Annotated in this window: 20 protein-coding genes and 1 other RNA gene; 12 read left to right on the top strand and 9 right to left on the bottom strand. The window is 52.7% G+C overall.

Going from position 1 to position 21,405, the window contains the following annotated elements; genetic code table 11:
- Together ssrA and M0R47_RS09840 are read right to left on the bottom strand one after the other, a co-directional pair.
- Positions 1-127: a transfer-messenger RNA gene (ssrA, locus tag M0R47_RS09845) on the bottom strand; the annotation flags it as partial.
- Between the two features lie 133 nt (positions 128-260).
- The gene (locus M0R47_RS09840; protein WP_292553810.1) at positions 261-473 is read right to left on the bottom strand and encodes a cold-shock protein; all 213 of its coding nucleotides are present in this window, start codon (positions 471-473) and stop codon (positions 261-263) included.
- A 295-nt stretch (positions 474-768) separates the two neighbouring features.
- Between M0R47_RS09840 and M0R47_RS09835 the strand changes: the two genes are divergently transcribed.
- On the top strand, positions 769-1,101 hold the full coding sequence (locus M0R47_RS09835) for a DUF2956 domain-containing protein (RefSeq protein ID WP_292553807.1): 333 nt from the start codon (positions 769-771) through the stop codon (positions 1,099-1,101).
- Positions 1,102-1,332: 231 nt separating this feature from the next.
- Positions 1,333-1,731, top strand: coding sequence for a TraR/DksA family transcriptional regulator (locus tag M0R47_RS09830; RefSeq protein WP_292553804.1), 399 nt, complete (start codon positions 1,333-1,335; stop codon positions 1,729-1,731).
- Positions 1,732-1,810: 79 nt separating this feature from the next.
- On the opposite strand, the gene M0R47_RS09825 is transcribed toward M0R47_RS09830, so the two are convergent.
- The 3 genes from M0R47_RS09825 to M0R47_RS09815 form a co-directional block, all read right to left on the bottom strand.
- Positions 1,811-2,338 carry a methyltransferase domain-containing protein gene (locus M0R47_RS09825; RefSeq protein WP_292553801.1) on the bottom strand — a complete coding sequence of 176 codons (528 nt, stop codon included), beginning with the start codon at positions 2,336-2,338 and terminating at the stop codon, positions 1,811-1,813.
- 272 nt (positions 2,339-2,610) lie between these two features.
- Positions 2,611-3,132 carry a YMGG-like glycine zipper-containing protein gene (locus M0R47_RS09820; protein WP_292553798.1) on the bottom strand — a complete coding sequence of 174 codons (522 nt, stop codon included), beginning with the start codon at positions 3,130-3,132 and terminating at the stop codon, positions 2,611-2,613.
- 11 nt (positions 3,133-3,143) lie between these two features.
- Positions 3,144-3,503 carry a hypothetical protein gene (locus M0R47_RS09815; protein WP_292553796.1) on the bottom strand — a complete coding sequence of 120 codons (360 nt, stop codon included), beginning with the start codon at positions 3,501-3,503 and terminating at the stop codon, positions 3,144-3,146.
- A gap of 832 nt (positions 3,504-4,335) precedes the next feature.
- On the opposite strand from M0R47_RS09815, the gene M0R47_RS09810 reads away from it, so the two are divergent.
- The 4 genes from M0R47_RS09810 to M0R47_RS09795 are packed head-to-tail and all read left to right on the top strand — an operon-like array spanning position 4,336 to position 8,812.
- Positions 4,336-5,772, top strand: coding sequence for a TolC family protein (locus M0R47_RS09810; protein WP_292553794.1), 1,437 nt, complete (start codon positions 4,336-4,338; stop codon positions 5,770-5,772).
- A gap of 6 nt (positions 5,773-5,778) precedes the next feature.
- Positions 5,779-6,912: an efflux RND transporter periplasmic adaptor subunit gene (locus M0R47_RS09805; protein ID WP_292553791.1), complete on the top strand. Its 1,134-nt coding sequence runs from the start codon at positions 5,779-5,781 to the stop codon at positions 6,910-6,912.
- On the top strand, positions 6,912-7,592 hold the full coding sequence (locus tag M0R47_RS09800; protein WP_292553788.1) for an ABC transporter ATP-binding protein: 681 nt from the start codon (positions 6,912-6,914) through the stop codon (positions 7,590-7,592). The genes M0R47_RS09805 and M0R47_RS09800 overlap by 1 nt, the downstream gene beginning before the upstream one ends.
- Positions 7,589-8,812: an ABC transporter permease gene (locus M0R47_RS09795; protein ID WP_292553785.1), complete on the top strand. Its 1,224-nt coding sequence runs from the start codon at positions 7,589-7,591 to the stop codon at positions 8,810-8,812. The genes M0R47_RS09800 and M0R47_RS09795 overlap by 4 nt, the downstream gene beginning before the upstream one ends.
- Here the strand turns inward: M0R47_RS09795 and M0R47_RS09790 are convergent.
- Complete coding sequence (locus M0R47_RS09790) at positions 8,806-11,820, bottom strand: PAS domain S-box protein (RefSeq protein WP_292553783.1); 3,015 nt, start codon at positions 11,818-11,820, stop codon at positions 8,806-8,808. The genes M0R47_RS09795 and M0R47_RS09790 overlap by 7 nt on opposite strands.
- Before the next feature lie 27 nt (positions 11,821-11,847).
- Here M0R47_RS09790 and M0R47_RS09785 point away from each other — a divergent pair, with 27 nt between their 5' ends.
- Both M0R47_RS09785 and putA read left to right on the top strand, forming a co-directional pair.
- The gene (locus tag M0R47_RS09785) at positions 11,848-12,006 is read left to right on the top strand and encodes a hypothetical protein (RefSeq protein WP_292553781.1); all 159 of its coding nucleotides are present in this window, start codon (positions 11,848-11,850) and stop codon (positions 12,004-12,006) included.
- 432 nt (positions 12,007-12,438) lie between these two features.
- Entirely contained in the window at positions 12,439-15,648 is a 3,210-nt protein-coding gene (gene putA / locus M0R47_RS09780) for a bifunctional proline dehydrogenase/L-glutamate gamma-semialdehyde dehydrogenase PutA (RefSeq protein ID WP_292553778.1), read from the top strand.
- A 1-nt stretch (position 15,649) separates the two neighbouring features.
- Here putA and M0R47_RS09775 read toward each other — a convergent pair whose 3' ends face one another.
- From M0R47_RS09775 to M0R47_RS09765, 3 genes are all read right to left on the bottom strand, one after another.
- Positions 15,650-16,027 (bottom strand): hypothetical protein, encoded by a 378-nt coding sequence (locus M0R47_RS09775; RefSeq protein WP_292553775.1) that lies wholly within the window; start codon positions 16,025-16,027, stop codon positions 15,650-15,652.
- A 14-nt stretch (positions 16,028-16,041) separates the two neighbouring features.
- Positions 16,042-16,635, bottom strand: coding sequence for a hypothetical protein (locus M0R47_RS09770; RefSeq protein ID WP_292553772.1), 594 nt, complete (start codon positions 16,633-16,635; stop codon positions 16,042-16,044).
- A 192-nt stretch (positions 16,636-16,827) separates the two neighbouring features.
- Positions 16,828-17,232, bottom strand: coding sequence for a hypothetical protein (locus tag M0R47_RS09765; protein ID WP_292553770.1), 405 nt, complete (start codon positions 17,230-17,232; stop codon positions 16,828-16,830).
- 599 nt (positions 17,233-17,831) lie between these two features.
- On the opposite strand from M0R47_RS09765, the gene ndhC reads away from it, so the two are divergent.
- The 4 genes from ndhC (at position 17,832) to nuoE (ending at position 21,402) form a co-directional block, all read left to right on the top strand.
- Positions 17,832-18,248, top strand: a complete 417-nt coding sequence (gene ndhC, locus M0R47_RS09760; RefSeq protein ID WP_292553768.1) for an NADH-quinone oxidoreductase subunit A — start codon at positions 17,832-17,834, stop codon at positions 18,246-18,248.
- An 8-nt stretch (positions 18,249-18,256) separates the two neighbouring features.
- The gene (locus tag M0R47_RS09755; RefSeq protein ID WP_292553765.1) at positions 18,257-18,898 is read left to right on the top strand and encodes an NADH-quinone oxidoreductase subunit B; all 642 of its coding nucleotides are present in this window, start codon (positions 18,257-18,259) and stop codon (positions 18,896-18,898) included.
- Positions 18,899-19,178: 280 nt separating this feature from the next.
- The gene (nuoC, locus tag M0R47_RS09750; protein WP_366513188.1) at positions 19,179-20,930 is read left to right on the top strand and encodes an NADH-quinone oxidoreductase subunit C/D; all 1,752 of its coding nucleotides are present in this window, start codon (positions 19,179-19,181) and stop codon (positions 20,928-20,930) included.
- A 1-nt stretch (position 20,931) separates the two neighbouring features.
- Positions 20,932-21,402: an NADH-quinone oxidoreductase subunit NuoE gene (gene nuoE / locus M0R47_RS09745; protein ID WP_292553759.1), complete on the top strand. Its 471-nt coding sequence runs from the start codon at positions 20,932-20,934 to the stop codon at positions 21,400-21,402.
- Positions 21,403-21,405 lie beyond the last annotated feature (3 nt).

Raw genomic sequence — 21,405 nt, 5'->3', positions numbered from 1 at the left:
AGCAGCTAAAGCCATTGAGTAGTTTTCGTCATTTGCGAATACTTTAGTTTCAGTAGATTTTACGAGGTGTACTGTCCTCGGCATGCGCTTAAGGTTTCGCTACCCACGTCGAAGCCATGTCGCCCCCATATGGTTTGCAGGCTATAAACTATAGCCTTGATAAAGAAGTTCAAGGGTTAAGCTAAAAATAAGCCGCCTTGTTATGAATCTTCTTTAATGCCCGCCGCAGCGCAACATGTGCTGCGGCGGGCGTTTGGTACTTAGATGACCGTTACGTTTTCAGCTTGCGGGCCTTTTTGGCCTTGCGCTACGCTGAATTGTACTTTTTGGCCTTCATCCAGCGATTTGTAGCCGCCGGCGTTTTGGATTTGGTTAAAGTGTACGAATACATCGGGGCCTGATTGTTGCTCGATAAAGCCAAAGCCTTTCTCTGAATTAAACCATTTAACGATGCCGGTAGTTATTGTAGACATAATGAGTCCTGTAAATATTTGAGTATAAAAAGCCTTTAAAAGGCGGGTCGAGCTGGTAAATTGGGAAATTACAAAATGAGAAACAGGACGAAGAACTACAGAAGGTACATCGAAATGGTAAGCAGAGGGTAAATCTTATTTTCAAGCTGCATGCAGTATGGGCGCCCCATATAGAGATGTCAATTTATATTTTTGGATGCTTGGCATTTATCTATACGATGCTGGTAATTATATTGTCCGCATACCTAGCCGTACACAGTACAATTAGAGAACCATTCATTATCAAAGCATAGTTATGACTAAAAACAGTTATCAAAAGCCATCGCAGCAAACTCAAGAGGAAGCGCTGAAAATTGCCAGAGGAACGCAACGCCCCGCTCAAACCAAAGAACAAACCAGGCTGATTGCTCAAGGCGTTCAAAAAGGAATTGATCTATACAAAAGGCAGCAAAAAGAAAAAGCCAGGGACTTGAATAGAAAACTCAAGAAAGCATCAAGTCAAAAGGGGCAATCGATTGAATCGGATGACCATGAAATGCAACAAATAATCGTTTACCGACAGCACTGGCTTCCTTGGCTGCTGCTGTTTCTGACATGGCTGGGCGTGGGCATTTACTTTCTTGTTTGAAAGCACACGTTATTGCGATTGTAAAAGACTTGCTCGCCAGCGCCGATAAAATCTGTCGGTATAAATCCAATCTTTGAAAACTGTCAGCAGTTTTAAAACGCTGCCAACTCTGACCAGGACACAGTTACGGATTGCCGTGGTTTTGTGCACACGCTTACCATCAATTGACAGCAATTTTTCCCTGGCGCATCATCATTTCGAAACTAACTATTTCAACCGGAGGAAACCGCGATGACCGTTCAATTGACCACCCATCAGATCAATGAATTCAAGACGAAGCTGAACGATCGCTTCATGGCGTTGCGACGGGAAATCAGCACGGAATTGCTGCGTTCCGACGAGGAGCCCTATGTTGATCTGGCCGGCCGAGTGCGCGACTCGGGCGACGTAGCACTGGCCGACTTGCTGGTGGACATCAAACTTGCCTCTATCGATCGCCACGTCCAGGAAATCCGCGACATCGATGCCGCCTTGATGCGCATCGCCACAAGCAGCTACGGCCAATGCAGCGACTGCCAGGAGCCCATCGCCATTGAACGTCTGAAAGCCCAGCCCGCCGCCCAGCGCTGCATTATTTGCCAGGAAGCCCATGATCGCACCTATGCTCACGGCAATCATCCGACATTGTGAGAACGATGGCTACAAAGAATGGAGGTCGGGAATTAACTACGCGGCAGACAAAAGTCGGCCATTGGCAAGCCTGCGCTGATCAAGCATTTTTTTGAGCGCAAATGCGTTGCATAACAACAGGCCTTGGCGTTCTCATTTCTCCTTGTTCAAAATCGATGATGTTCAGCAACGGTGAATAGATTTCGAGCAGTTCATTCGGTAGCAACAAGAAGTCGGGATTACTTGGCTTGCCATAGCGTTCGTTACCCGTCATGAAAGTTTCATAAATCAGCACCCCACCTGGATTAAGTATTTCAGCAAGAGCGGGGAGCAGCGGCCGATACAGATAACGGCTGACTATTACTCCGTCATAGCGCAGGTCTGAGTAGGGCCAGTCGCCTGCTTCAATATCAACAACAATAACCTCGATATTATCCATCCCCATCATGTTCGATAGCGCCTGGGCATCGCGATCAACCGCATCGACTTGATAGCCTTGCTGAGCAAGCCAGATTGCATGGCGTCCGTTGCCACAGGCAAGGTCGAGTACCCGACCCTTTTCAGGTATCAAGGAAGCGTACTTAACAATCCAGGGTGATGGCTGTTCTATCAAATTGTGTCTTGTCATGATGCTATTAACGTAAAAGTAAGTGCTTGGCTTTGTGTAGCGCATGCCGTGTAATCACTGGTACTCAGTCAAATCTATAATGTCGAGTGAGAGGCTATGTGGGAGCGGCTACCAAAAGTAGGCGCTTTAGGCGAAGCCGCTCCCACAGTTAAATTATCCGCAGACAAAACAAGATTGACTGAGTACTAACAAAGAATTGCTCTAGCTCCGAGCAATTATGCCAAGCCAAAATAGCAGCGTTTTTGGCTTGGCGTTGATGGCTGATGATGCCGTTATCTTTTAGGGGCAGGTGGCGGTGAGCCGGGCGGTGGCGGTGGAATAGGCGACGATGACGGCTCGGCTGGACGGTATGTTTCGGTAGAGAATTGTCCCGATACCGGCACTTTATGGCCCTTGGAATACATGCATTGAATATAAGCTACGTTATAGCGCTCCTGCGTTCCAACCATGGAACTGTCGGCGGTGCCGGCGCCGACTATACTGCCGCCCAGTAAACCGGTGCCTGCCCCGATGGCGGCTCCTTCCCCTCCGCCGATTGCCGCTCCCGCTGCCGCACCTAAAGCCGTACCGATTGCGGCGCTGGTGACGCCGCTACGCTCAGCCTGTTTTTCAGCGGTAGTGCCGCCAATCTGGAAATAAGCGTATTGCTGGCAGACAGCATCGTCGTTACGAAACTGGTCAAAAGACAGGCCGCTGCCGGGCAGCACCATGACACTGGGGCCGGTCGGCAAGCTGACGCAGCCGCTGACTGCCAGCATGACCGTAGACGAAAGAACTATGGAAAAACGTGACATATCTGGACTCCTTAACGGGGTGAAGGCGGTATCGGCTCAACTTGTTGCCAACCTCTCGGGCATTCTTTGACATAAGGATAATAGCCTTCAGGGTTGCGGCAGTAATACCAGTAGCCGGATGGGTATTGCTGGACGGCGGGCGGAGGTTGCTGGATGTAAACGGGTGGCGTTACCGGTACGGTGATCACGGTCGGCGGATAGTAATAAGGATAATAAAAAGGGTCGCGGTAAAAGGGATCACGATAATAGGGATAAAGTGGCGCGCCGAAAGAAAACCCAAAACTGGAATAACCGTGGCGTGCCCAATTGACACCGCTATACAAGCTGCAAATCACCAGTAGTATTGTTGACAGCATCAGGTTGGTTTTCATTACTTACTCCTTTCAAAAACAGCAGCTGCAGAACTGCGGATAGAAGCCTTATGAATGTGGTCTTATCTGTCGATGCTCATTGCTGAAGTGCCGCCGGTTATTGACAATAAATCCCAAGCATACCGGTTTAATTAAAGCTGACACCTCGGTAGAGTATAGCGACGAGAACTTTTTCTTTTACCCCACCTTATTAGTTGACGTCAAATTTACTTACCGATGTTACGCAGTTAGTCGAAATTCGACCGCATTAACATTAAGGAGTCGCTAACGCGACACTTGATTGAATCGGGTTGTCGCACCCGAAGGCGAGTTACTTTCTTTTGCTTCGCCTCGGCAATTGCTCCTGCATTGCTCTACCTCCTGCATCCTTGCAGTCGAAAAGAAAGTAACCAAAGAAAAGGCGATCCGGTTACCGCTTGTTTCCTGCGCTCCTCGCTTTTATCGAGGGTCAGCAGAAGGGGCTCCTGCCCCTCTGCTGACGCGCGGCATCCCTGCCGCGCCCCTAACGGGCTAATCTCGATAAAAGCTCCGGTGCTCGGCGCGGCAAACGGGAAAAAATACGTCCGTGCGTAACATCAGTTACTTATTATTTCGAAAGGCGCGAAACCTTCTGTAAAACTGAAGTTGTCATGAGCCGATCATTAGCGAGTACTAGGCATCAGCGTGCGGACATTGATAGAATCGTAAGCCGCTGATCCGTCATTTATCCTATTTCACTGCACGCTTTTTAAGGCTACGCTGGAGATAAAATGATCCGACATAGGACCGATACAACCAGGGGTGTAATATTTTACGGTGGTCATTGCGCACCCTGCTTAACGTTCGGCCAACCATGAAAATGCGCGCTTTGTTCGCAAGCTGCTTGCTGTCATGTCCACTTGCCGCTTTTCCGGGGCAGGACGGCATCCTGGACGATCCTTTTGCCACGTCCCGGCAAGTGAGCCCAAGCCCCGGAAAAAGACAGTCTGCTCCGGTAGACCCTTGTCGTCTGGACAAGAATAGCGGCCATGCCTGGACGCTGGTGGATGTGGTCGACCAAGCGCTTTGCAGCAACCCGCAAACCCGGCAAGCCTGGGCCAATGCCCGTTTCCAGGCGGCACAAGTCGGCATTGCCAAATCGGCCTATTTACCGACCGTAACCTTGAATACCTCAGTTGCGCGGAGCATGAATGCCGCTGGGGGCAGTAACTTACAGCTAACCACCATCACCAGCGCGGGCGGCGCTTCACAGCCTATCAATCGGTTTACCCCGGTTGTCAGCCTGAATTACCTGCTTTATAACTTCGGCGGCCGGGAAGCGCAGCTTGAAAGCGCGCAAAGGACTTTGGAAGCTTCGAACTGGACGCACGACGCAACGCTGCAAACGGTAATGTTTGCAGCGATTCAGGCTTATTACCAGGTTTTTGCGACGCAAGCCGCAGCACAAGCGGCGCTGGTTTCTGAGCAAGCCGGCAATGAAGCGCTGAACGCGGCCCAAAAGCGCTATGAAGTCGGCGCCGCGGCATTGGCCGATGCGCTACAGGCAAAGACCGCTTTTGCCCAAGCCCGGCTCAACCGCCAAAAAACCGAGGGCGATGCCAGAGTGGCTATCGGCAGCCTTGCCAATGCGCTGGGGCTGGACGCCGACTACCGGCTGGATATTGCGGCTCCGTTCCTGCCCAAACCGGATGCCGAACAGGAAACCATGGTGCATCGTTTGATCGAAGAGGCTAAGGCCATGCGTCCCGATCTGGCCGCAGCCGAAGCCACGGTTAAAGCGGCCGAAGCGAATGTTAGAGCCGCCGAGGCAGGGCATTGGCCGAGCATTTCCGTGATCAGCAATTACGGCTACAGCCACACCAGCCTGCCCAGCGATACGCAAAGCTGGACGATTGGCATGCAGGTCAGTTTGCCGTTATTCACCGGTTTCAATGTCACCTACCAGATACGCAGCGCAGAAGAGCAGCTCGAAGTTAAGCGAGCCGATTACGATAAGCTCGAGCAATCTGTGAGCCTGGATGTCTGGCGGGCCTACCAGCTGTTAAATACCGCCCACGAGAGCTTTAAAAGCAGCGAAGACTTGGTGACCAGTGCCGACCAGTCCGAAAAGGTGGCGATGGGACGCTACAAGGCGGGAGCCGGTAATATCATCGATCTGTTGAATGCCCAGGCCAGCCACGCCAATGCCAGGCTGCAATTGATTCAGGCCCAGTATACTTGGCTGACGCAAAAAGCCCAGCTAGCCCAGGCACTGGGGCGTTTGGATTTTTCCTCCATTCCGTCGAGGTAACAATTTATGGCGCTTCGGTATAAGTTAATCGTCCTTTTCAGCCTGATCGCTATTGTAGTGGGCATTTACGGATTCAATGTCTGGCGCAAAGCTGACCAAGACCATAACTACCGGACGGAAAAAATAGCCAAAGGCAATATAGTCAAGACGATCTCCGCCAACGGCACATTAAACCCGGTGGTGCTGGTCAATGTTGGTACGCAGATTTCCGGCGTGATCAACAAGCTGAATGTCGATTTCAATGACCGAGTGCATCAAGGTCAAGTGTTGGCGGAAATCGATCCGTCATTGATTGATGCCCAGCTCGAGCAGAGCCGGGCGGCGTTTGCCAATGCGCAGGCTTCGCTCAAACTCGCTCAGGCCAATGAAGCCAGATCCAAGGAACTGTATGCCCAGGATTATGTCGCCCGGTCGGAGCTTGATCAAGCCATCCAGGCGCGGGAAGCCGCCAAGTCGCAAGTGGCGTCGGCGATCGGCCAGCTTAAGCGCGATCAAGCCAACAAAGGCTATACCATCATCAAATCCCCGGTCTCCGGCGTCGTGGTGTCGCGCAATGTCGACATCGGGCAAACCGTCGCCGCCAGCTTTCAAACACCGACCTTGTTCACCATCGCCCAGGATTTGAAGCGCATGCAGATCGACACTTCGGTTGCCGAAGCCGATGTCGGCGGCATCCGGGTTAACCAAAACGTAAACTTCACCGTGGACGCTTTTCCCGACCGGGTTTTTCAGGGAAAAGTTTTCCGGATCAGGCTGGATTCCAAAGTGTTGCAGAATGTGGTCACTTACAATGTGGTGGTCAGCGTGGATAACCCGGAAGAAATCCTGTTGCCGGGTATGACCGCCTTCGTCAACATCGTCATCGACCAAAAAAACGACATCCTGAAACTGCCGTTGGCGGCGCTCAAGTTCCGCCCTGCCGAAGGGGCCGCCAGCCAGCCCGGCAAACACGTTTACCGTCTGGAGAATAACAAGGCCGTAGCGGTTCCGGTACAGATCGGCATCAGCGATAGCAAATACGCGGAATTAACCGGCGGGGATTTAAAAGAAGGCGATGAGGTGATTCTCGAAGACCAAAGCGAGCGTAAGCCCGATACCAAGGCGCCGGGACAAAGCGGCTTCCGGGTCAGGGCATTTTGATGGAAGGCCCTTTGATCAGCGTCAGCGGGCTGTCCAAATATTATCTGGAAAACATGCCGGTGCTCAAGGATATTAATTTCAGCATCGACAGCGGCGAGTTCGTTGCGATCATGGGACATTCCGGCTCAGGGAAATCGACGCTGATGAATATTCTAGGCTGTCTGGATACCCCAACAGGCGGCCATTATTATCTGGAGGGCAGGGACACCGCCGCTTTAAACGCGGACGAGCTGGCATTGCTAAGAAACCGTCTGATCGGATTCGTTTTTCAGGGCTTCAATTTGTTGCCGAGAAGCTCGATTCTGGACAATATCGGTTTGCCGCTGCTTTATGCCGGCAAGAGCAAGGCCGAGCGGCGCGAAAAAGCGTTGCTGATGCTGGACCGGATCGGCCTGGCTGGATTCGGCGAGCGCAAGCCGAACCAATTGTCGGGCGGGCAACAGCAGCGCGTGGCCATCGCCAGGGCATTGGTCACCGACCCTAAACTGATCTTGGCGGACGAGCCGACCGGCAATCTCGATACCCAAACCGGCGAGGACATCATGAAAATTTTCCACGTCTTGAATGAAGACCATAACATCACGATTATTCTGGTCACTCATGAAGCCGATATAGCCGCCCACGCCAAACGCTTGATCCGCGTGGTCGACGGCCGAATCGCCAGCGATCAGCCGTCATGATCATCGGCGCATTGTTGGGAGAAGGCTGGGCGGCGATGCGCGCGAATCGGTTGCGCACTTCGCTAACCATGCTGGGCATGGTGTTCGGCGTCGGCGCGGTAATCATGATGCTGGCGATCGGGCAGGGCGCGCAACTAATGGTCAACGAATCCATCGCCTCGATGGGTAGCAACCTGTTTATCGTGCTTTCGGGCTCAACAACGGCGGGAGGCTTGCGGCAAGGTTCCGGTACGGTGCCGACGCTGACCTTGGACGATGCCCAAGCGATCAGTGAATTACCTGAAATCGCCGCGGTCGCGCCCACCTTTTCAAATACCGCCCAACTGATTTACGCGGCGAGCAACTGGAGCACGCTGGTATCGGGAACCACGCCCGCTTTTCTCGATGTTCGCGAATGGACGGTCAGTTCGGGGGAAGCCTTCAGCGACAGCGACGTGCGTTCGGCAACCCGGGTGCTGTTGATGGGCCAAACCGTGGTGCGCAACCTTTTCGGCGATGAAAACCCGGTCGGCAAAATGGTCAGGGTGAAAAACAGCCCGTTTCTGGTGCTGGGCGTTCTGGCGCCGAAAGGCCAAAGCCTGGATGGACGGGATCAGGACGATACCGTGTTTATCCCCATTACCACCGCTCAGCGCCAATTGTTCGGTACCGAATTTCCCGGCATGGTGCGCTTCATCATGGTCAAGGCCAAATCAGCCGAAGTCATGGACAGAGCCGAACAGGGCATCAACGAATTGCTCAGGGCAAGACACAGAATCAACGAAAGGCAGGAAGACGACTTTACGGTCCGCAATCTCACCGCAGTAACGCAAGCCGCTGCCGGCACCACCAAGGCCATGGCGACGATGCTCGGGGCGATCGCGTCGGTGTCGCTGCTGGTCGGCGGCATCGGCATCATGAATATCATGCTGGTTTCGGTTACCGAAAGAACCCGCGAAATCGGCATCCGCATGGCGATAGGCGCGAGACAGCGCGATATCCTGCTGCAATTTCTTTTTGAGGCGGTGATGATCTCGCTGGCCGGAAGCCTTATCGGCGTGATGCTGGGCATTGCCAGTGCTTATTTTTTCAGCCATTTCAATGACGCGTTAGTCGTCGTAACGCTCAGTTCGGTAGTGCTCGCTTTCGGCGTAGCCGTTGCGGTCGGCGTATTCTTCGGCTTCTATCCGGCACGCAAGGCCGCCAACCTCAAGCCCATCGAAGCGCTTCGGTTTCAATAATGGGTCGCTATGGCCTGACTATGCTGTAAACCCCGATCAGGATTTTTCTGCGCTGGCAGCGTGAAATAGAAAGAAGTGCCTTTTCCGGGTTGGCTATTGAAATGCAGCGCTCCATCATGGGCTTCGATAATGGAACGAGTGATCGACAGCCCCATGCCCATGCCGTCCGCTTTGGTGGTGTAAAAAGGCGTCAGTACCTTTTGCTGTTGGTCTTTGTCAAGCCCCGGTCCGTTATCTTTGACCCTGACCTGTATGCTGTCATTGAGCGTCAGCCGGCTATGGATAGATAACTGGCGTTGTTGCTCCACGGATAATTCTTTTAAGACATCAACGCTGTTCCTGACCAAATTTATAATGACCTGCTCAATTTGTATCTGATCGACATAAATGGGCGGCAGGTTGTTTTCCAGCGTAAATGTCAGTTTTATATGGTTTTGTTTAATTTCAGCCAGACAAAGATCGACAGAGTTGTGAATCAATGCATTAACGTCGGCGGCCGAACGATGTTGGGTGTGGGATTTGACGAATTCCCTCATGCGATGAATGATCCGTCCCGCCCGTAAAGCCTGCTGCTGGGTTTTGTGCAGAATCTCGATAAGCCTTACCAGATCGGGGGTTTCAGTATTGATCAGGTTTAAACTGACCTGCGTATAGCTGGAAATCGCGGACAGGGGCTGGTTGACCTCATGCGCGATGCCGGACGCCATTTCGCCCATCAGCCCAAGGCGCGTGACATGGGCGAGTTCGTCCAGATGTTCCTTATCTTGCTGCTCCCGGCGTTTGCGCAGGCTGACGTCGCGCACAATGCCGGTAAAATAATGGGTATCATTAATTGAATATTCCGCTACGGACAGATCCAACGGCACCACGGAACCGTTTTTGTGCAGGCCTTCAATCTCCTGAATCTGGCCGTTCACTGTTTTAAGTAAATTACAGTATGAGGGCATCAGTTTGCAAACACTGCATCCAACCAGTTCTTCCGGTTGATAGCCGAAAATGGTTTCCACGGCGGCATTCGCCGATTCGATGATGCAGAATGTGTCATAAGTGATAATGCCTTCCACCGAGGCGTCGAAAATGGCGTTGAGTTTGGCTTCAATCTGTTTGCGGCGAGTAATGTCGTACAGGATCACCAGATGTTCGCCTGTAAAATCGCGGTGAATCGCCGCTGCGCTCGCCAACACGGTTTTAATGTGCTGGTTTTTGCAGCAAACAGCCAGCTCTAAAGGCGAAAAGTCGGAATGTTCCTGCCTGGCTTTTTCCAGTGAGGTTTGCCAGGTAGTTTCGAACCAATGGCGATAGTCAAGATCAGGAATGGCTTTCGAAAACCAGTCTGCCAGAGTGGGGACGTCATCTATGTTGTAGCCGAAGGTTTGTATGAATGCCGGATTCAGGAAGGTAATGTTTAACTGTTCATCATTCAGCACTATCGGCACCGGGGTCGCTTCAATAATCGAACGGAATTTCTCCTCACTGGCTTTGAGCTGATTTTCCATCAATTTGCGCTCGGTGATGTTTTCATGACTAACCACAACCCCGCGGCGGGAACCTTGCAATGGCAATACGGTCATATTAAACCAGCGCTGCTGATTGGACGAGTGGCACGGGTATTCTAAATGAAATATGTTCAGTTTACCCTCCAGCACCTCGGCAATACCTGTTTGAGCGGTGCTTGTCTCATCGCCGCACGGTTGATCAGAGGCGTTTTTACATGCGTCCAGATAGTTAAAGCCCAGCAGATCCTGCCCGGATTCCGGTAAGCCGTTTTCTTTTGCAAATTGCCGCCATGCGTTGTTAACACTAACAATAACGCCCTGCGCATCCAGCACCGCGATATGTGCGGTCAATGAGTTAAGTATGCTGGCATTAAAAGCATCACTGTCGCGCAGTCTCTCCTCCATTTGTTTGCGCTCGGTGATATCCAGCGCCACGCCATGAAGACGGTCAATGGCCCCACTGTCGTTGCGGATGGCTTCCCCGCGTGCCAATATCCAACCGTGTATTCCGTCCGCTCTGACTATTTCAAGCTCCAGTTCATAGGGAATCCCCGTTTTCTGTATGCGGGACAGAGCAGTACTCAACCGTTTCCAGCTCTCAGGAGTGAATAACCGGGAGTTCTCTGTGCAATCCGGTGGCGGTAGCCCTGGGTTTAAACCCAATATGCGGTAAAGTTCCTCCGACCAGATGATATGGTTAGCCGTTACGTCCAGTTGCCAGCTGCCCACATGTGCGATCCGTTGCGCTTCTTGCAGTTTCTTCTGGTTTTGCCGTAGCGCCTCTTCCGCGCGTTTACGAACGGAAATATCTTGATGCGTGCCGATCATGCGCAAAGGACTGCCGTCTTCGGCACGGCTAACCACCATGCCGCGTGTCAGAACCCATTTGTAACTCCCATCCTTGTAGCGCAAGCGATGTTCAACGACAAAAATGACTGACTTTTCACCCAGATAGGCTTGTATTGCTTGTATAAAGCCGGACTGGTCATCGGGATGAACAAGATTTAAAAGCTCTTGTTGAGTAGGGTTTCGTTTTCCGCATACCCCCAGCATCTCTTTCCAACGCCCCGACGGATATTTGATCTCATCGGAGACAATATCCCAGTCCCATACGCCGTCGCCGGAGCCCTCAATGGCAAATTTCCAGCGATATTCACTTTCCCGCAACGCCTCTTCTGTTTGTTTTCTTTTTTGTATTTCAGTTTGCAGTTGAGCGACGCTGGGCAAGGATAAAGCGCGGGGGATTACCCATATCATCAGTACAGCGGTAGAGACCGATGCAATTGCCGTTAGGGCTTTAAAAAAGCCGTCCAGCCAATACAAGGGCGTCCAGATCGTGATAGCCGACAGTAAATGCGTGGTGCCGCAAGCGATAATAAATCCGGCAAACATGACGGCCAGCCACGGATAGGGAAAATCCTTACGCTGCCGAATGAAGTGGACCAGAGTCAGGGGGATGGAATAATAGGCGAGCGTGATTAGCACGTCTGAGATGACGTGAAGCCAAAGCAAGAGCGGCTTCCACGACAGGCAATAACCATGCGGGGTGAAATCGTTAATCCCAAAAAAATCAATAAGTGGCTGCATTTGTCGGGTATAGGAATCAAAGGTGAACAAGTTACGCCATTTTCAGGATGGCTTAAAGCAGCTTTCACTCCATGTGCTGTTAAGAAAAACGGAAGCTACAACAGGATCTGAATTTTAGAAAGTTAAAAAAGCAAATATACAAAACAGAATAAAGACTTTAATTTCTCGTTCAATAGGTACTATTACTTATCCACGCATGAGCTTCCGCTTAGCTGGTGCGGCTCATTACCGACAAGAGCCACAAAAATCCGGCTTTAAAAAGCTTTGGTTTACCTTTAACGGCCAGACAGATCTGACTATTGGCTTCGTGGGTCATGTTTTTTCTGTGACGGGCATCACATCGACGATTAATTCTTATGCCGGCGAAAGGCTCTTTGGACGCTGATTAACTGGGTTTGGCAAAGCGGCAACAAAAGGGATTGACTTGCTTGACCGCTATGGAACAATGAAAGCAATTGATCGGACTACTTTTTTGATCCAATTTCCGGTTTTTAAGAGGGTCTGCCAAGAAACCGGGGATTCTTGCTGATGGGGTTAAGCTCTATGACTCAAAAATCTTTAGCCGAATTACGAAAAATAATTCATCAGGCGCATTTAGCCGATGAAAAAAGCCTTATCAGCGAATTACTGTATTGCGTATGGGCGCGGTTTGCGCTTTTCAGAAAGCCCTCTCCCCGGCCTTTCAATGAAAGGCGGGGCGGACAGCAACTGCAATTCGCGCCATTGTTGAATATATCGGCATTAAACGGTTACGACCCGGCTTCGATAACCGAGTGCGCCAGAACGCTGGCTTCCGCAGTCAGGGCAAAAAAACATCAGCAATCCGCGATTGAAGCCTTTCTTGAGGAATATCAGCTCACCTCCCGTGAAGGCATTATTTTAATGGGTATTGCCGAAGCCCTGCTGCGCATTCCCGACAGCCGTACGCAAGACCTGCTGTTACAGGAAAAGCTCAGCGGCGTCGACTGGCAAAGCCATTTGCATCACAGCGATTCTCTATTGGTCAATTTGGCGACCAGAGCGCTGTTATTTGCCGGAGACTTTGAAGCGCATACGCATAATGGCTCTCCGGCCTTCGACCAACTGCTGGCCCGGATGGGCGCGCCGCTAATACGCGCCGCAGTCAAGCAGGCCATGCAGCATCTGGCCTTGCAGTTTGTCTTTGCGGAGACCATACAGCAAGCCGTTCAGCGCAGCGAGCAGGACCCGGTGTTCCGCTATTCGTTCGATATGCTGGGCGAGGCGGCGCTGACGAAGGCCGATGCGGAGCGTTATTTCAATGCCTATCGTGCGGCTATCGATGCATTGGCCGGACATGCGGCCTCTGCCGATATTCACGCCAATCCGGGCCTATCGATTAAATTATCCGCTTTATGTCCCCGCTTCGAACCATTGCAACATGCCCGCGCCGTCAAAGAGTTAAGCGATAAACTGCTGGCCTTGGCGCAGGCGGCGCGCGCGGCTAATATTGCGATTACCGTTGATGCGGAAGAGTCCGAACGCCTGGATATGTCCTTGGATATTTTTGCCGCTGTTTTCAACCATCCCGATTTAGACGGCTGGCCGGGGCTGGGCATAGCGGTGCAGGCCTATCAAAAAAGGGCGCTGCCGGTGATCCGCTGGCTGGCTAAACTGGCCGAAGGCCGACGCCGGAAGATTCCTTTGCGTCTGGTCAAAGGCGCATACTGGGACAGCGAAATTAAACGGGCGCAGGAAAACGGCCTGGCCGATTACCCGGTGTTTGCCCGCAAGTCGGCGACCGATTTATCCTATCTGGCCTGCGCGCAGGTTATTCTGTCCAGGGCGGATGTCTTTTATCCCCAGTTCGCCAGCCATAACGCCCATACGGTTGCCGCGATCCATCAACTCGGGCAGCAGCATCCGGGTTACGAATTTCAGCGCTTGCACGGCATGGGCGAGAGCCTTTACCGGGAAATCATCGAAGTCCAGAACTGGCAGATCCCTTGCCGCGTTTATGCGCCGGTCGGCGCTTATCATGAGTTGCTGCCTTACCTGGTCAGACGCTTGCTGGAAAACGGCGCCAATACATCTTTTATCAATCAAATCAGCCGGTCGGACATTAGCATCGACGTACTGGTCAGCGATCCGGTAGCGGCGGTAAAGATACCGCCCAGTCATCCTATGATCGTATTGCCTCGCGATTTATTCGGCGAACAGCGGCCAAATTCCTCCGGGCTGAATTTGGCCGACCCCGAGCAGTTGGAATCGGTGCAGCAAACCCTGGACGGGTTGGCCGATATGCACTGGACGGCCATGCCGTTAATCAACGGCAGCCCCTGCGATGGCAACGAGCGGCTTATCGTCAACCCTTACGATAACCGGCTAACGGTCGGCACGGTAACGTTTGCAGAACCGGCGGCTATTGGCGAAGCGGTCACCGAAGCCGCTGAAGCATTCGTCAGCTGGCGGCTGTGCCCTGTTTCGCAACGCGCCGAGTGCTTGAAACGGGCTGCCGATCTGCTGGAAGCAAACCGGCTGGAGCTGGTTTCCTTGTGCGTACGGGAAGGCGGCCGGACCATCAAAGATGCGTTGGCGGAAGTCAGGGAAGCGGTCGATTTTTGCCGCTATTATGCCCAGTCCGCGCTGGAGTTGTTCGGAAAGCCGATCCGGCTGCCCGGCCCCACCGGCGAGGAGAACTGGCTTTACCATTACGGACGCGGCGTCTATGTCTGCATCAGCCCGTGGAATTTCCCGATCGCCATTTTTGTCGGCCAGATCGCTGCGGCGCTGGTCGCCGGCAATACGGTCGTCGCCAAACCGGCTAGCCAGACCGCATTAACTGCGATGCATTGCGTCCGCTTGCTGCACCAAGCCGGCATCCCCGGATCGGTGTTGCAGTTCTTGCCTGTGGACGGCCGTTCGTTTGGCGAGCATTTATTGCCTGATCCCAGAATTGCGGGCGTGGTTTTTACCGGTTCCACGGAAACGGCGCAGTTTATCAACCGGCAATTAGCCGAGCATCATCAAAAGATCGTGCCGCTGATTGCCGAAACCGGCGGACAGAATGTGCTGATTGCCGACAGCTCGGCGTTGCTTGAACAACTGGTGCAGGATGCGGTTGTTTCGGCGTTCAACAGTGTCGGGCAGCGTTGCTCGGCGCTGCGGACCTTGTTCGTTCCGGAGGAAATCGCCGATAAAACCATCGCCATGCTGATCGGCGTTATGCAGGAACTAACTGTCGGCAACCCCGGCGTTTATCAAACCGACATAGGCCCGATTATCGATCATGCCGCGCTGTCGCCATTGGCTGAACATCTGCAAGCCATGCAGAAACAGGCGCAATTGCTCTACCAACTGCCGCTGCCGGACGGTTTGGAGCAGGGCAGTTTTTTCCCGCCCAGCCTGATAGAGCTACAGTCTTTATCGCAATTGAGCCGGGAAGTGTTCGGTCCGGTATTGCACCTGATCCGCTACCGCCAATCGGAACTCGATCAAGTCATTGATGCGGTTAATGCGACCGGCTACGGCCTGACACTGGGCGTGCATACCCGGGTAGACAGCACCTTTAATGCGATCCGGCAGGGCGTAAAAGTCGGCAATATCTACGTTAACCGGAATATGATCGGCGCTGTGGTCGGCGCGCAGCCTTTTGGCGGCACGGGGCTTTCCGGCACTGGCCCGAAGGCGGGCGGACCCGATTATCTGCGCCGTTTCGCCATCGAGCAAACAGTCTCGGTAAACACTGCCGCTTTAGGCGGCAATGCCGGTTTGCTGGCGCAGGATTTACGCTAATTTAACGTTGCTTCGGTTTGGTGGGTTGAGGCGATGCGGGCATGTCCGGAGGTACAGGCATATCCGGCGGGAGCTGATCCAATTCTTCTTGTTCCATGTCATACATTAATCCCGGCACGGGAACTCGATGTCCCTTGCTGTACATGCATTGGATATAGACGATGTCATAACTTTGTTGGGCTTCATCTTTGGAATCGATGTCATCTTCCACTGCCGCAACCTGCTTATGGGTAAGGTTTCTGCATAGCAGGTCTTCATTATGGAACTGGTCAAAGTTTTTATCGGCGCTCGGCAGCACTAAAACACTGGGGCCGCTCGGCATTGTCGAGCAAGCGCTGAGCAAGACAGCGGAAATTATAATTATCAGAATCTGTAACATTTGATATACCTCCGTTAAGGAACAACATTCCGCCAAATAGTTGCACAATCCCTGTTATAAGGATAATAGCCCGAAGGATGAGTGCAGTAATACCAATAGCCGGGCTGCTGCTCTATGGGCTGGGGAGTAATTCTCCGCCATCCGGACGGGCATTCCTGCACATAGGGATAATAGCCGGCAGGGCTGGAGCAATAGTCCCCGCTGTTCGGCCCGAACGATGGCACACTAAGTGCCGTTCCTTGATCGATATAAGAAGGCGGGCTAAAAGGCGTTACCGTAGACGGTGAAGAATAATAGGGCTGAAAGGAATAATAAGGCCAGTAATAGAACTCCGGCCGGGAGTAGGGGGATTCTATCAGGAGACTTTCCCTGTCACGGTTGTGCTGTCGAGATTTTCCATGACTTTCTCCGGAAGCGCGTTTATGACCAATACCGGGATTGCTTTTGCGGCCCTCATTAAAAGCGCGCCCACGGGCGCTGCCGGAACCGCTCCCGCTGACGTCAGCCGAGCGGTCTTCGTGTTGACCGCCGTCACGCGCCAAGGCGCCGTCGCTGATTAATAACGCAACAAGAATCATTGGCGCAATTGATAATCTTCCTGGCATCATTGTCTTTTCTCACTGATGTTACGCACAGGGTGTAAAAGTATCTCGCCTTCGGGTGCGAGAACCCGATTTAAATAAACGTCGCGTTAGCGACACCTTTGTTAAAGCAATTTAAATTCAACTGACTGCGTAACATCAGTTTTCTCATTTACCGAATGGACTAAAGGAGCGGGCTTTGCCGCATCAACTTAGGCTTCAACGCGAACCCTGTCCTCGCCAGCCACCTCTGCCTCCTCCTCGCCAAGCCGGGCTTCGCGGACTTTGTCCACGCCAGCCGCGCCCTTGCACTCCCGGGCTTCTCCAACCCCGTCCTTGCCAACTACGGCCCTGCCAGCCATAACTGGGCCGACCGTAGCCCTTCCAGCCTCCACCATAATAACGTGGACTATATCTGTGGCCGTAATAGCGCGGACTGTAGCGGTAATAGCGGGGACCATACCCGTACTGGCCGTAAACCCCATAAGTCCCATAGCTGTATCCGCCGTAAGGGGCGTAACCATAAGAAATGCCGACGCTGTCGTATGGACGGGCATAAACGGCACAACCATTCAGAGAGCAGATAATGCCTGAAAGGGCGATTGCGATCGCTAAGCGTTTCATCGTTGGCTCTCCTCAGTCGGTTGGGCAGCCTATCTCTTGAACATGCAGTCGGATATATTGCAGTGCTTATTTTCTAAGTGTCGGCTACGGTTCAAGCCAGGAACGAACCCGGCAAGCCAAACTAGAACCCTGCCGCCAGCGACACCCTGTATGCGGAACGGATCAATGAAAAATCGAGTTTTATAATTTCACAACAAAACCATAGTATCAATACGTATAACTACGAGCTTTAGCGGCTCGTTACAGCGCATATTTCCGGTCTGTCACCAACCTGCTGCCCATGCTTGTCAAAGGCCCAATAGGTGGTTTATAGAATCTTGCAATTTCGAGGGGACGCTCATATCAATGAATGCTACTCATCAATAGGCATTTTTACGGATTGTACAAACGATTAGCCTTCTCTAACCTGTAAACACAGCTCATCCATTCCAGCTGATTTTCAGGATTGGATATTGCCGGAATCATACGTAAACAGGGCCATGAACGCCTTTACCAGCGGTGCCGGGCATTTGGCGCGAAAAAGGATCATAGGCTGAAAGCGCTTCCGTAGCAGAGTTCATATCTTTAATTGGTTTATCGATAAAACGAGGCTCTTTGATATGCAGAATTCCGAAGCTATTCTCGCCGCCAATCTGCTGCAATTGATCATCTATTTCGGAGCCGTAGTTGCTATTACCGGCATCATGCTCGGCGGTGCGTATCTGCTCGGGCAGAGGCATCGCGCCAAAGCTGCCGACGAGCCTTTTGAGTCGGGCATCGTGCCTGTCGGTGATGTTCATATCCGTTTTTCCGTCCAGTTTTATTTGCTGGCGATCTTTTTTGTTATTTTCGATATGGAAAGCGTGTTCCTGTTCGCCTGGTCGGTGGCGCTGCAAGAGGCAGGCTGGGCCGGTTTTATCGAAGCGTTGATTTTTATCGGCGTATTAATCGCGGCATTAATTTACCTGTGGTTCATAGGCGCGCTTGATTGGCGCACCCGCAGGCAGCGCATTGATTCATCCGACAGCGGATCATAGGAGCAACTATGAAGCATTGGACTCTAACCGAGGCGGATAAAGATCCGGCTCCGCAACCCGGGCAGCAGTCTTATGAAGAGGCGTTGCGGCGCAACTTCCTGTTCGCCAAACTTGAGGACATGGTTGCCTGGGGGCAGTCCAATTCGGTCTGGCCGTTTAACTTCGGCTTGTCCTGCTGCTATGTGGAGATGGCAACCGCATTCACCAGCCGCCATGACATTGCCCGTTTCGGCTCTGAAGTGATCCGGGGATCGCCTCGTCAGGCAGACCTGATCGTCATTTCAGGCACGGTTTTCAGGAAAATGGCGCCGGTAGTCAAGCGGCTCTACGACCAGTTGCTGGAGCCGCGTTGGGTCATCTCCATGGGCTCCTGCGCCAACTCCGGCGGCATGTACGATATTTACAGCGTCGTGCAGGGGGTGGACAAATTTTTGCCGGTGGATGTTTATGTACCGGGCTGCCCGCCCCGGCCTGAGGCATTACAGCAAGGACTATTGCTGTTGCAGGATGCCATAGGCAAGGAAAGGCGCCCGTTAAGCTGGACGGTCGGCGAGCAAACGGTGATAAAACCACTCAAACCCAGTTACCGCGATTTGCTGACGGAAGAAAGGATGCGTACGCAGCAGTTGAGAAGTCCGGACGAGATATAGCCGATGTGTAGGGCGCGCCGTTTGTGCACCACGAAGCCAAAACTAGGCGCTTCTAGGCGACACGAAGAACACGAAGACAAACTAAATTTATTGTCAGATTGCAGCACCGTAGGGTACGCATCGCGTACCTTTCTGGAATTTGATCCAGGAAATTGGTACGCGATGCGTACCCTACCTACTTCGTGTTCTTCGTGTCGCCTACTTTTGGCTTCGTGGTGAATATTTCAATCGATGAATTAAGGAGATGACCACATTGGACGGTAACACTGACAGCATCGCCATGCTTTCTGACGCTCCGCAAATCGTACGCGAACTGACAGAACGAGCGGGCATTAATGACTTTACCATCCAGCCGACCCGCGACGGCATCCCCACGCTTTGGATTTCAAAAACTAACCTGCGCACGATTCTCAGCTATCTAAAATTGCAGGCGGCTTCTCCCTATACCTTGCTGTTCGACTTGACCGCCATTGACGAGAGTCAGCGTGCGCACCGGCAAGGGTTCCCCGATAGTGAGTTTACCGTTGTTTATCACTTGCTTTCGTTTGACCGCAACCAAGACATTCGTCTCAAGGTTGCGTTGACCGCCCCCGACTTGTCCCTTCCGACTATCAGCGACCTTTGGCCTTCGGCCAATTGGTACGAGCGCGAAGTATGGGATATGTTCGGCATCACCTTCGAAGGCCATCCGCATCTGAAGCGCATTCTGATGCCGCCGACCTGGCAGGGTCATCCGTTACGCAAGGACCATTATGCCCGCGCGACCGAAGTGGAACCCTTTAGCCTTTCCGATGAGCAGCAGGACATCGAACAGGATGCCTTGCGTTTCATACCGGAGGATTGGGGCATGCGGCGGCAAAGCGAAGACAGCGATTTCATGTTCCTGAATCTGGGCCCCAATCATCCCAGCGTGCATGGCGTGTTCCGTATCGCGTTGCAACTGGATGGCGAAGAGATTGTCGACGCGCTGCCGGACATCGGTTATCACCACCGCGGCGCGGAAAAAATGGGCGAACGCCAGTCCTGGCACACCTACATTCCTTATACGGACCGGGTCGATTATCTGGGCGGTTCGATGAACAACTTGCCTTATGTGCTAGCCGTGGAGCGGTTGGCCGGAATCGAAGTGCCGGAACGCGCCCAGGTCATCCGCGTGATGATCTGCGAGCTCTATCGTATTGCCAGCCACCTGCTGTTTTACGGTACTTATGCCCAGGACTTGGGGCAGATGTCGCCGATTTTCTATATGTTTATCGACCGCGAAAAGGTGTTCGATATCCTTGAATCGATCACTGGCGCGCGCATGCATTCCAGTTATTTCCGGATCGGCGGCGTCGCGATGGACTTGCCCAAAGGATGGGATCAACGCCTGCGCGAGTTTATCGATTATTTTCCGGCCCGGCTGAATCAATACGACAAGCTGGTGCTGAAAAACAGCACGTTGAAGCGCCGGACACAGGGAATCGGCGCTTACAACACCGCAGAAGCCATCGATTGGAGCGTGACCGGTCCGAACCTTCGGGCTACCGGATTTGCATGGGATTATCGCAAAGCGCGGCCTTACTCAGGCTACGAAAATTTCGAATTTGAAATACCCACCGCCAATAATGGTGACTGTTACGACCGTTGCACCGTGCGGGTAGAGGAAATGCGCCAAAGCCTGCGCATCATCAAACAGTGTGTGGATAACATGCCGGAAGGGCCGCATAAGGCCTATCATCCGCTGACCACGCCGCCGCCCAAAGACCGAACGCTGCATGATATAGAAACCCTTATCCAGCATTTCCTGAATACCAGCTGGGGGCCGGTGATTCCGTCCGGCGAAGCCAGCGTAACCGTCGAGGCCACCAAAGGCTTGAACGCCTATTATGTGACCAGCGACGGCGGCACCATGTCCTACCGCACCCGTATACGCACCCCTTCTTTTCCGCATCTGCAAATGATACCGATGATGTGCCGCGGGATGATGGTCGCCGACCTGATTGCGATATTGGCCAGTATCGATTTTGTGATGGCTGACGTGGACCGCTGACATGAACAAGCTAATTTTAAGCCCCGAAGAAATCCAGGAGATTAACGCCGAGATAAGCCATTACCCGGATAAAGCTGCGGTTGCTATCGAGGCGCTGAAAATCGTCCAGAAACACCGGCGCTGGGTTTCCGATGAGTGCCTGGTTGCTGTCGCCGAGTTGCTTGATATGCAGCCTGCGCAACTGGAAGGGGTGGCGACCTTCTATAACCTGATCTACCGCCAACCGGTCGGCAAGACTGTCATCCATTATTGCAACAGTGTCACCTGCTGGATGCTGGGCGGCGACCGGGTAGGCGAACTCCTGTGCCGTCATCTGAATGTCGGACTGGGTGAAATGTCTGCGGACGGCGAATACACCGTACTGCCGATTGTTTGCCTGGGCGCTTGCGACCATGCGCCGGTCGCGATGGTTGGGGATGAGCTGAGGCTCGACCTTACCGAAGATGCCGTTAACGAGATTCTCGGAAGGTAACGC

Source organism: Methylobacter sp. (assembly GCF_023227905.1).
Lineage (GTDB): Bacteria > Pseudomonadota > Gammaproteobacteria > Methylococcales > Methylomonadaceae > Methylobacter_A.
Note: the sequence above shows the minus strand (reverse complement) of the source record. Positions and strands in the feature narration are given on the sequence as shown.

What these genes read in the sequence shown, in the direction of transcription:
- M0R47_RS09825 (WP_292553801.1), bottom strand. Translation starts at nt 2,338, where the DNA reads ATGACAAGACACAATTTGATAGAACAGCCATCACCCTGGATTGTTAAG.
- M0R47_RS09770 (WP_292553772.1), bottom strand. Translation starts at nt 16,635, where the DNA reads ATGATGCCAGGAAGATTATCAATTGCGCCAATGATTCTTGTTGCGTTA.
- ndhC (WP_292553768.1), top strand. Translation starts at nt 17,832, where the DNA reads ATGCAGAATTCCGAAGCTATTCTCGCCGCCAATCTGCTGCAATTGATC.
- M0R47_RS09805 (WP_292553791.1), top strand. Translation starts at nt 5,779, where the DNA reads ATGGCGCTTCGGTATAAGTTAATCGTCCTTTTCAGCCTGATCGCTATT.
- M0R47_RS09810 (WP_292553794.1), top strand. Translation starts at nt 4,336, where the DNA reads ATGAAAATGCGCGCTTTGTTCGCAAGCTGCTTGCTGTCATGTCCACTT.
- M0R47_RS09755 (WP_292553765.1), top strand. Translation starts at nt 18,257, where the DNA reads ATGAAGCATTGGACTCTAACCGAGGCGGATAAAGATCCGGCTCCGCAA.
- M0R47_RS09820 (WP_292553798.1), bottom strand. Translation starts at nt 3,132, where the DNA reads ATGTCACGTTTTTCCATAGTTCTTTCGTCTACGGTCATGCTGGCAGTC.
- M0R47_RS09795 (WP_292553785.1), top strand. Translation starts at nt 7,589, where the DNA reads ATGATCATCGGCGCATTGTTGGGAGAAGGCTGGGCGGCGATGCGCGCG.
- M0R47_RS09765 (WP_292553770.1), bottom strand. Translation starts at nt 17,232, where the DNA reads ATGAAACGCTTAGCGATCGCAATCGCCCTTTCAGGCATTATCTGCTCT.
- putA (WP_292553778.1), top strand. Translation starts at nt 12,439, where the DNA reads ATGACTCAAAAATCTTTAGCCGAATTACGAAAAATAATTCATCAGGCG.
- nuoE (WP_292553759.1), top strand. Translation starts at nt 20,932, where the DNA reads ATGAACAAGCTAATTTTAAGCCCCGAAGAAATCCAGGAGATTAACGCC.
- M0R47_RS09775 (WP_292553775.1), bottom strand. Translation starts at nt 16,027, where the DNA reads ATGTTACAGATTCTGATAATTATAATTTCCGCTGTCTTGCTCAGCGCT.
- M0R47_RS09835 (WP_292553807.1), top strand. Translation starts at nt 769, where the DNA reads ATGACTAAAAACAGTTATCAAAAGCCATCGCAGCAAACTCAAGAGGAA.
- M0R47_RS09840 (WP_292553810.1), bottom strand. Translation starts at nt 473, where the DNA reads ATGTCTACAATAACTACCGGCATCGTTAAATGGTTTAATTCAGAGAAA.
- M0R47_RS09830 (WP_292553804.1), top strand. Translation starts at nt 1,333, where the DNA reads ATGACCGTTCAATTGACCACCCATCAGATCAATGAATTCAAGACGAAG.
- M0R47_RS09785 (WP_292553781.1), top strand. Translation starts at nt 11,848, where the DNA reads ATGCGGGGTGAAATCGTTAATCCCAAAAAAATCAATAAGTGGCTGCAT.
- M0R47_RS09800 (WP_292553788.1), top strand. Translation starts at nt 6,912, where the DNA reads ATGGAAGGCCCTTTGATCAGCGTCAGCGGGCTGTCCAAATATTATCTG.
- nuoC (WP_366513188.1), top strand. Translation starts at nt 19,179, where the DNA reads ATGCTTTCTGACGCTCCGCAAATCGTACGCGAACTGACAGAACGAGCG.
- M0R47_RS09815 (WP_292553796.1), bottom strand. Translation starts at nt 3,503, where the DNA reads ATGAAAACCAACCTGATGCTGTCAACAATACTACTGGTGATTTGCAGC.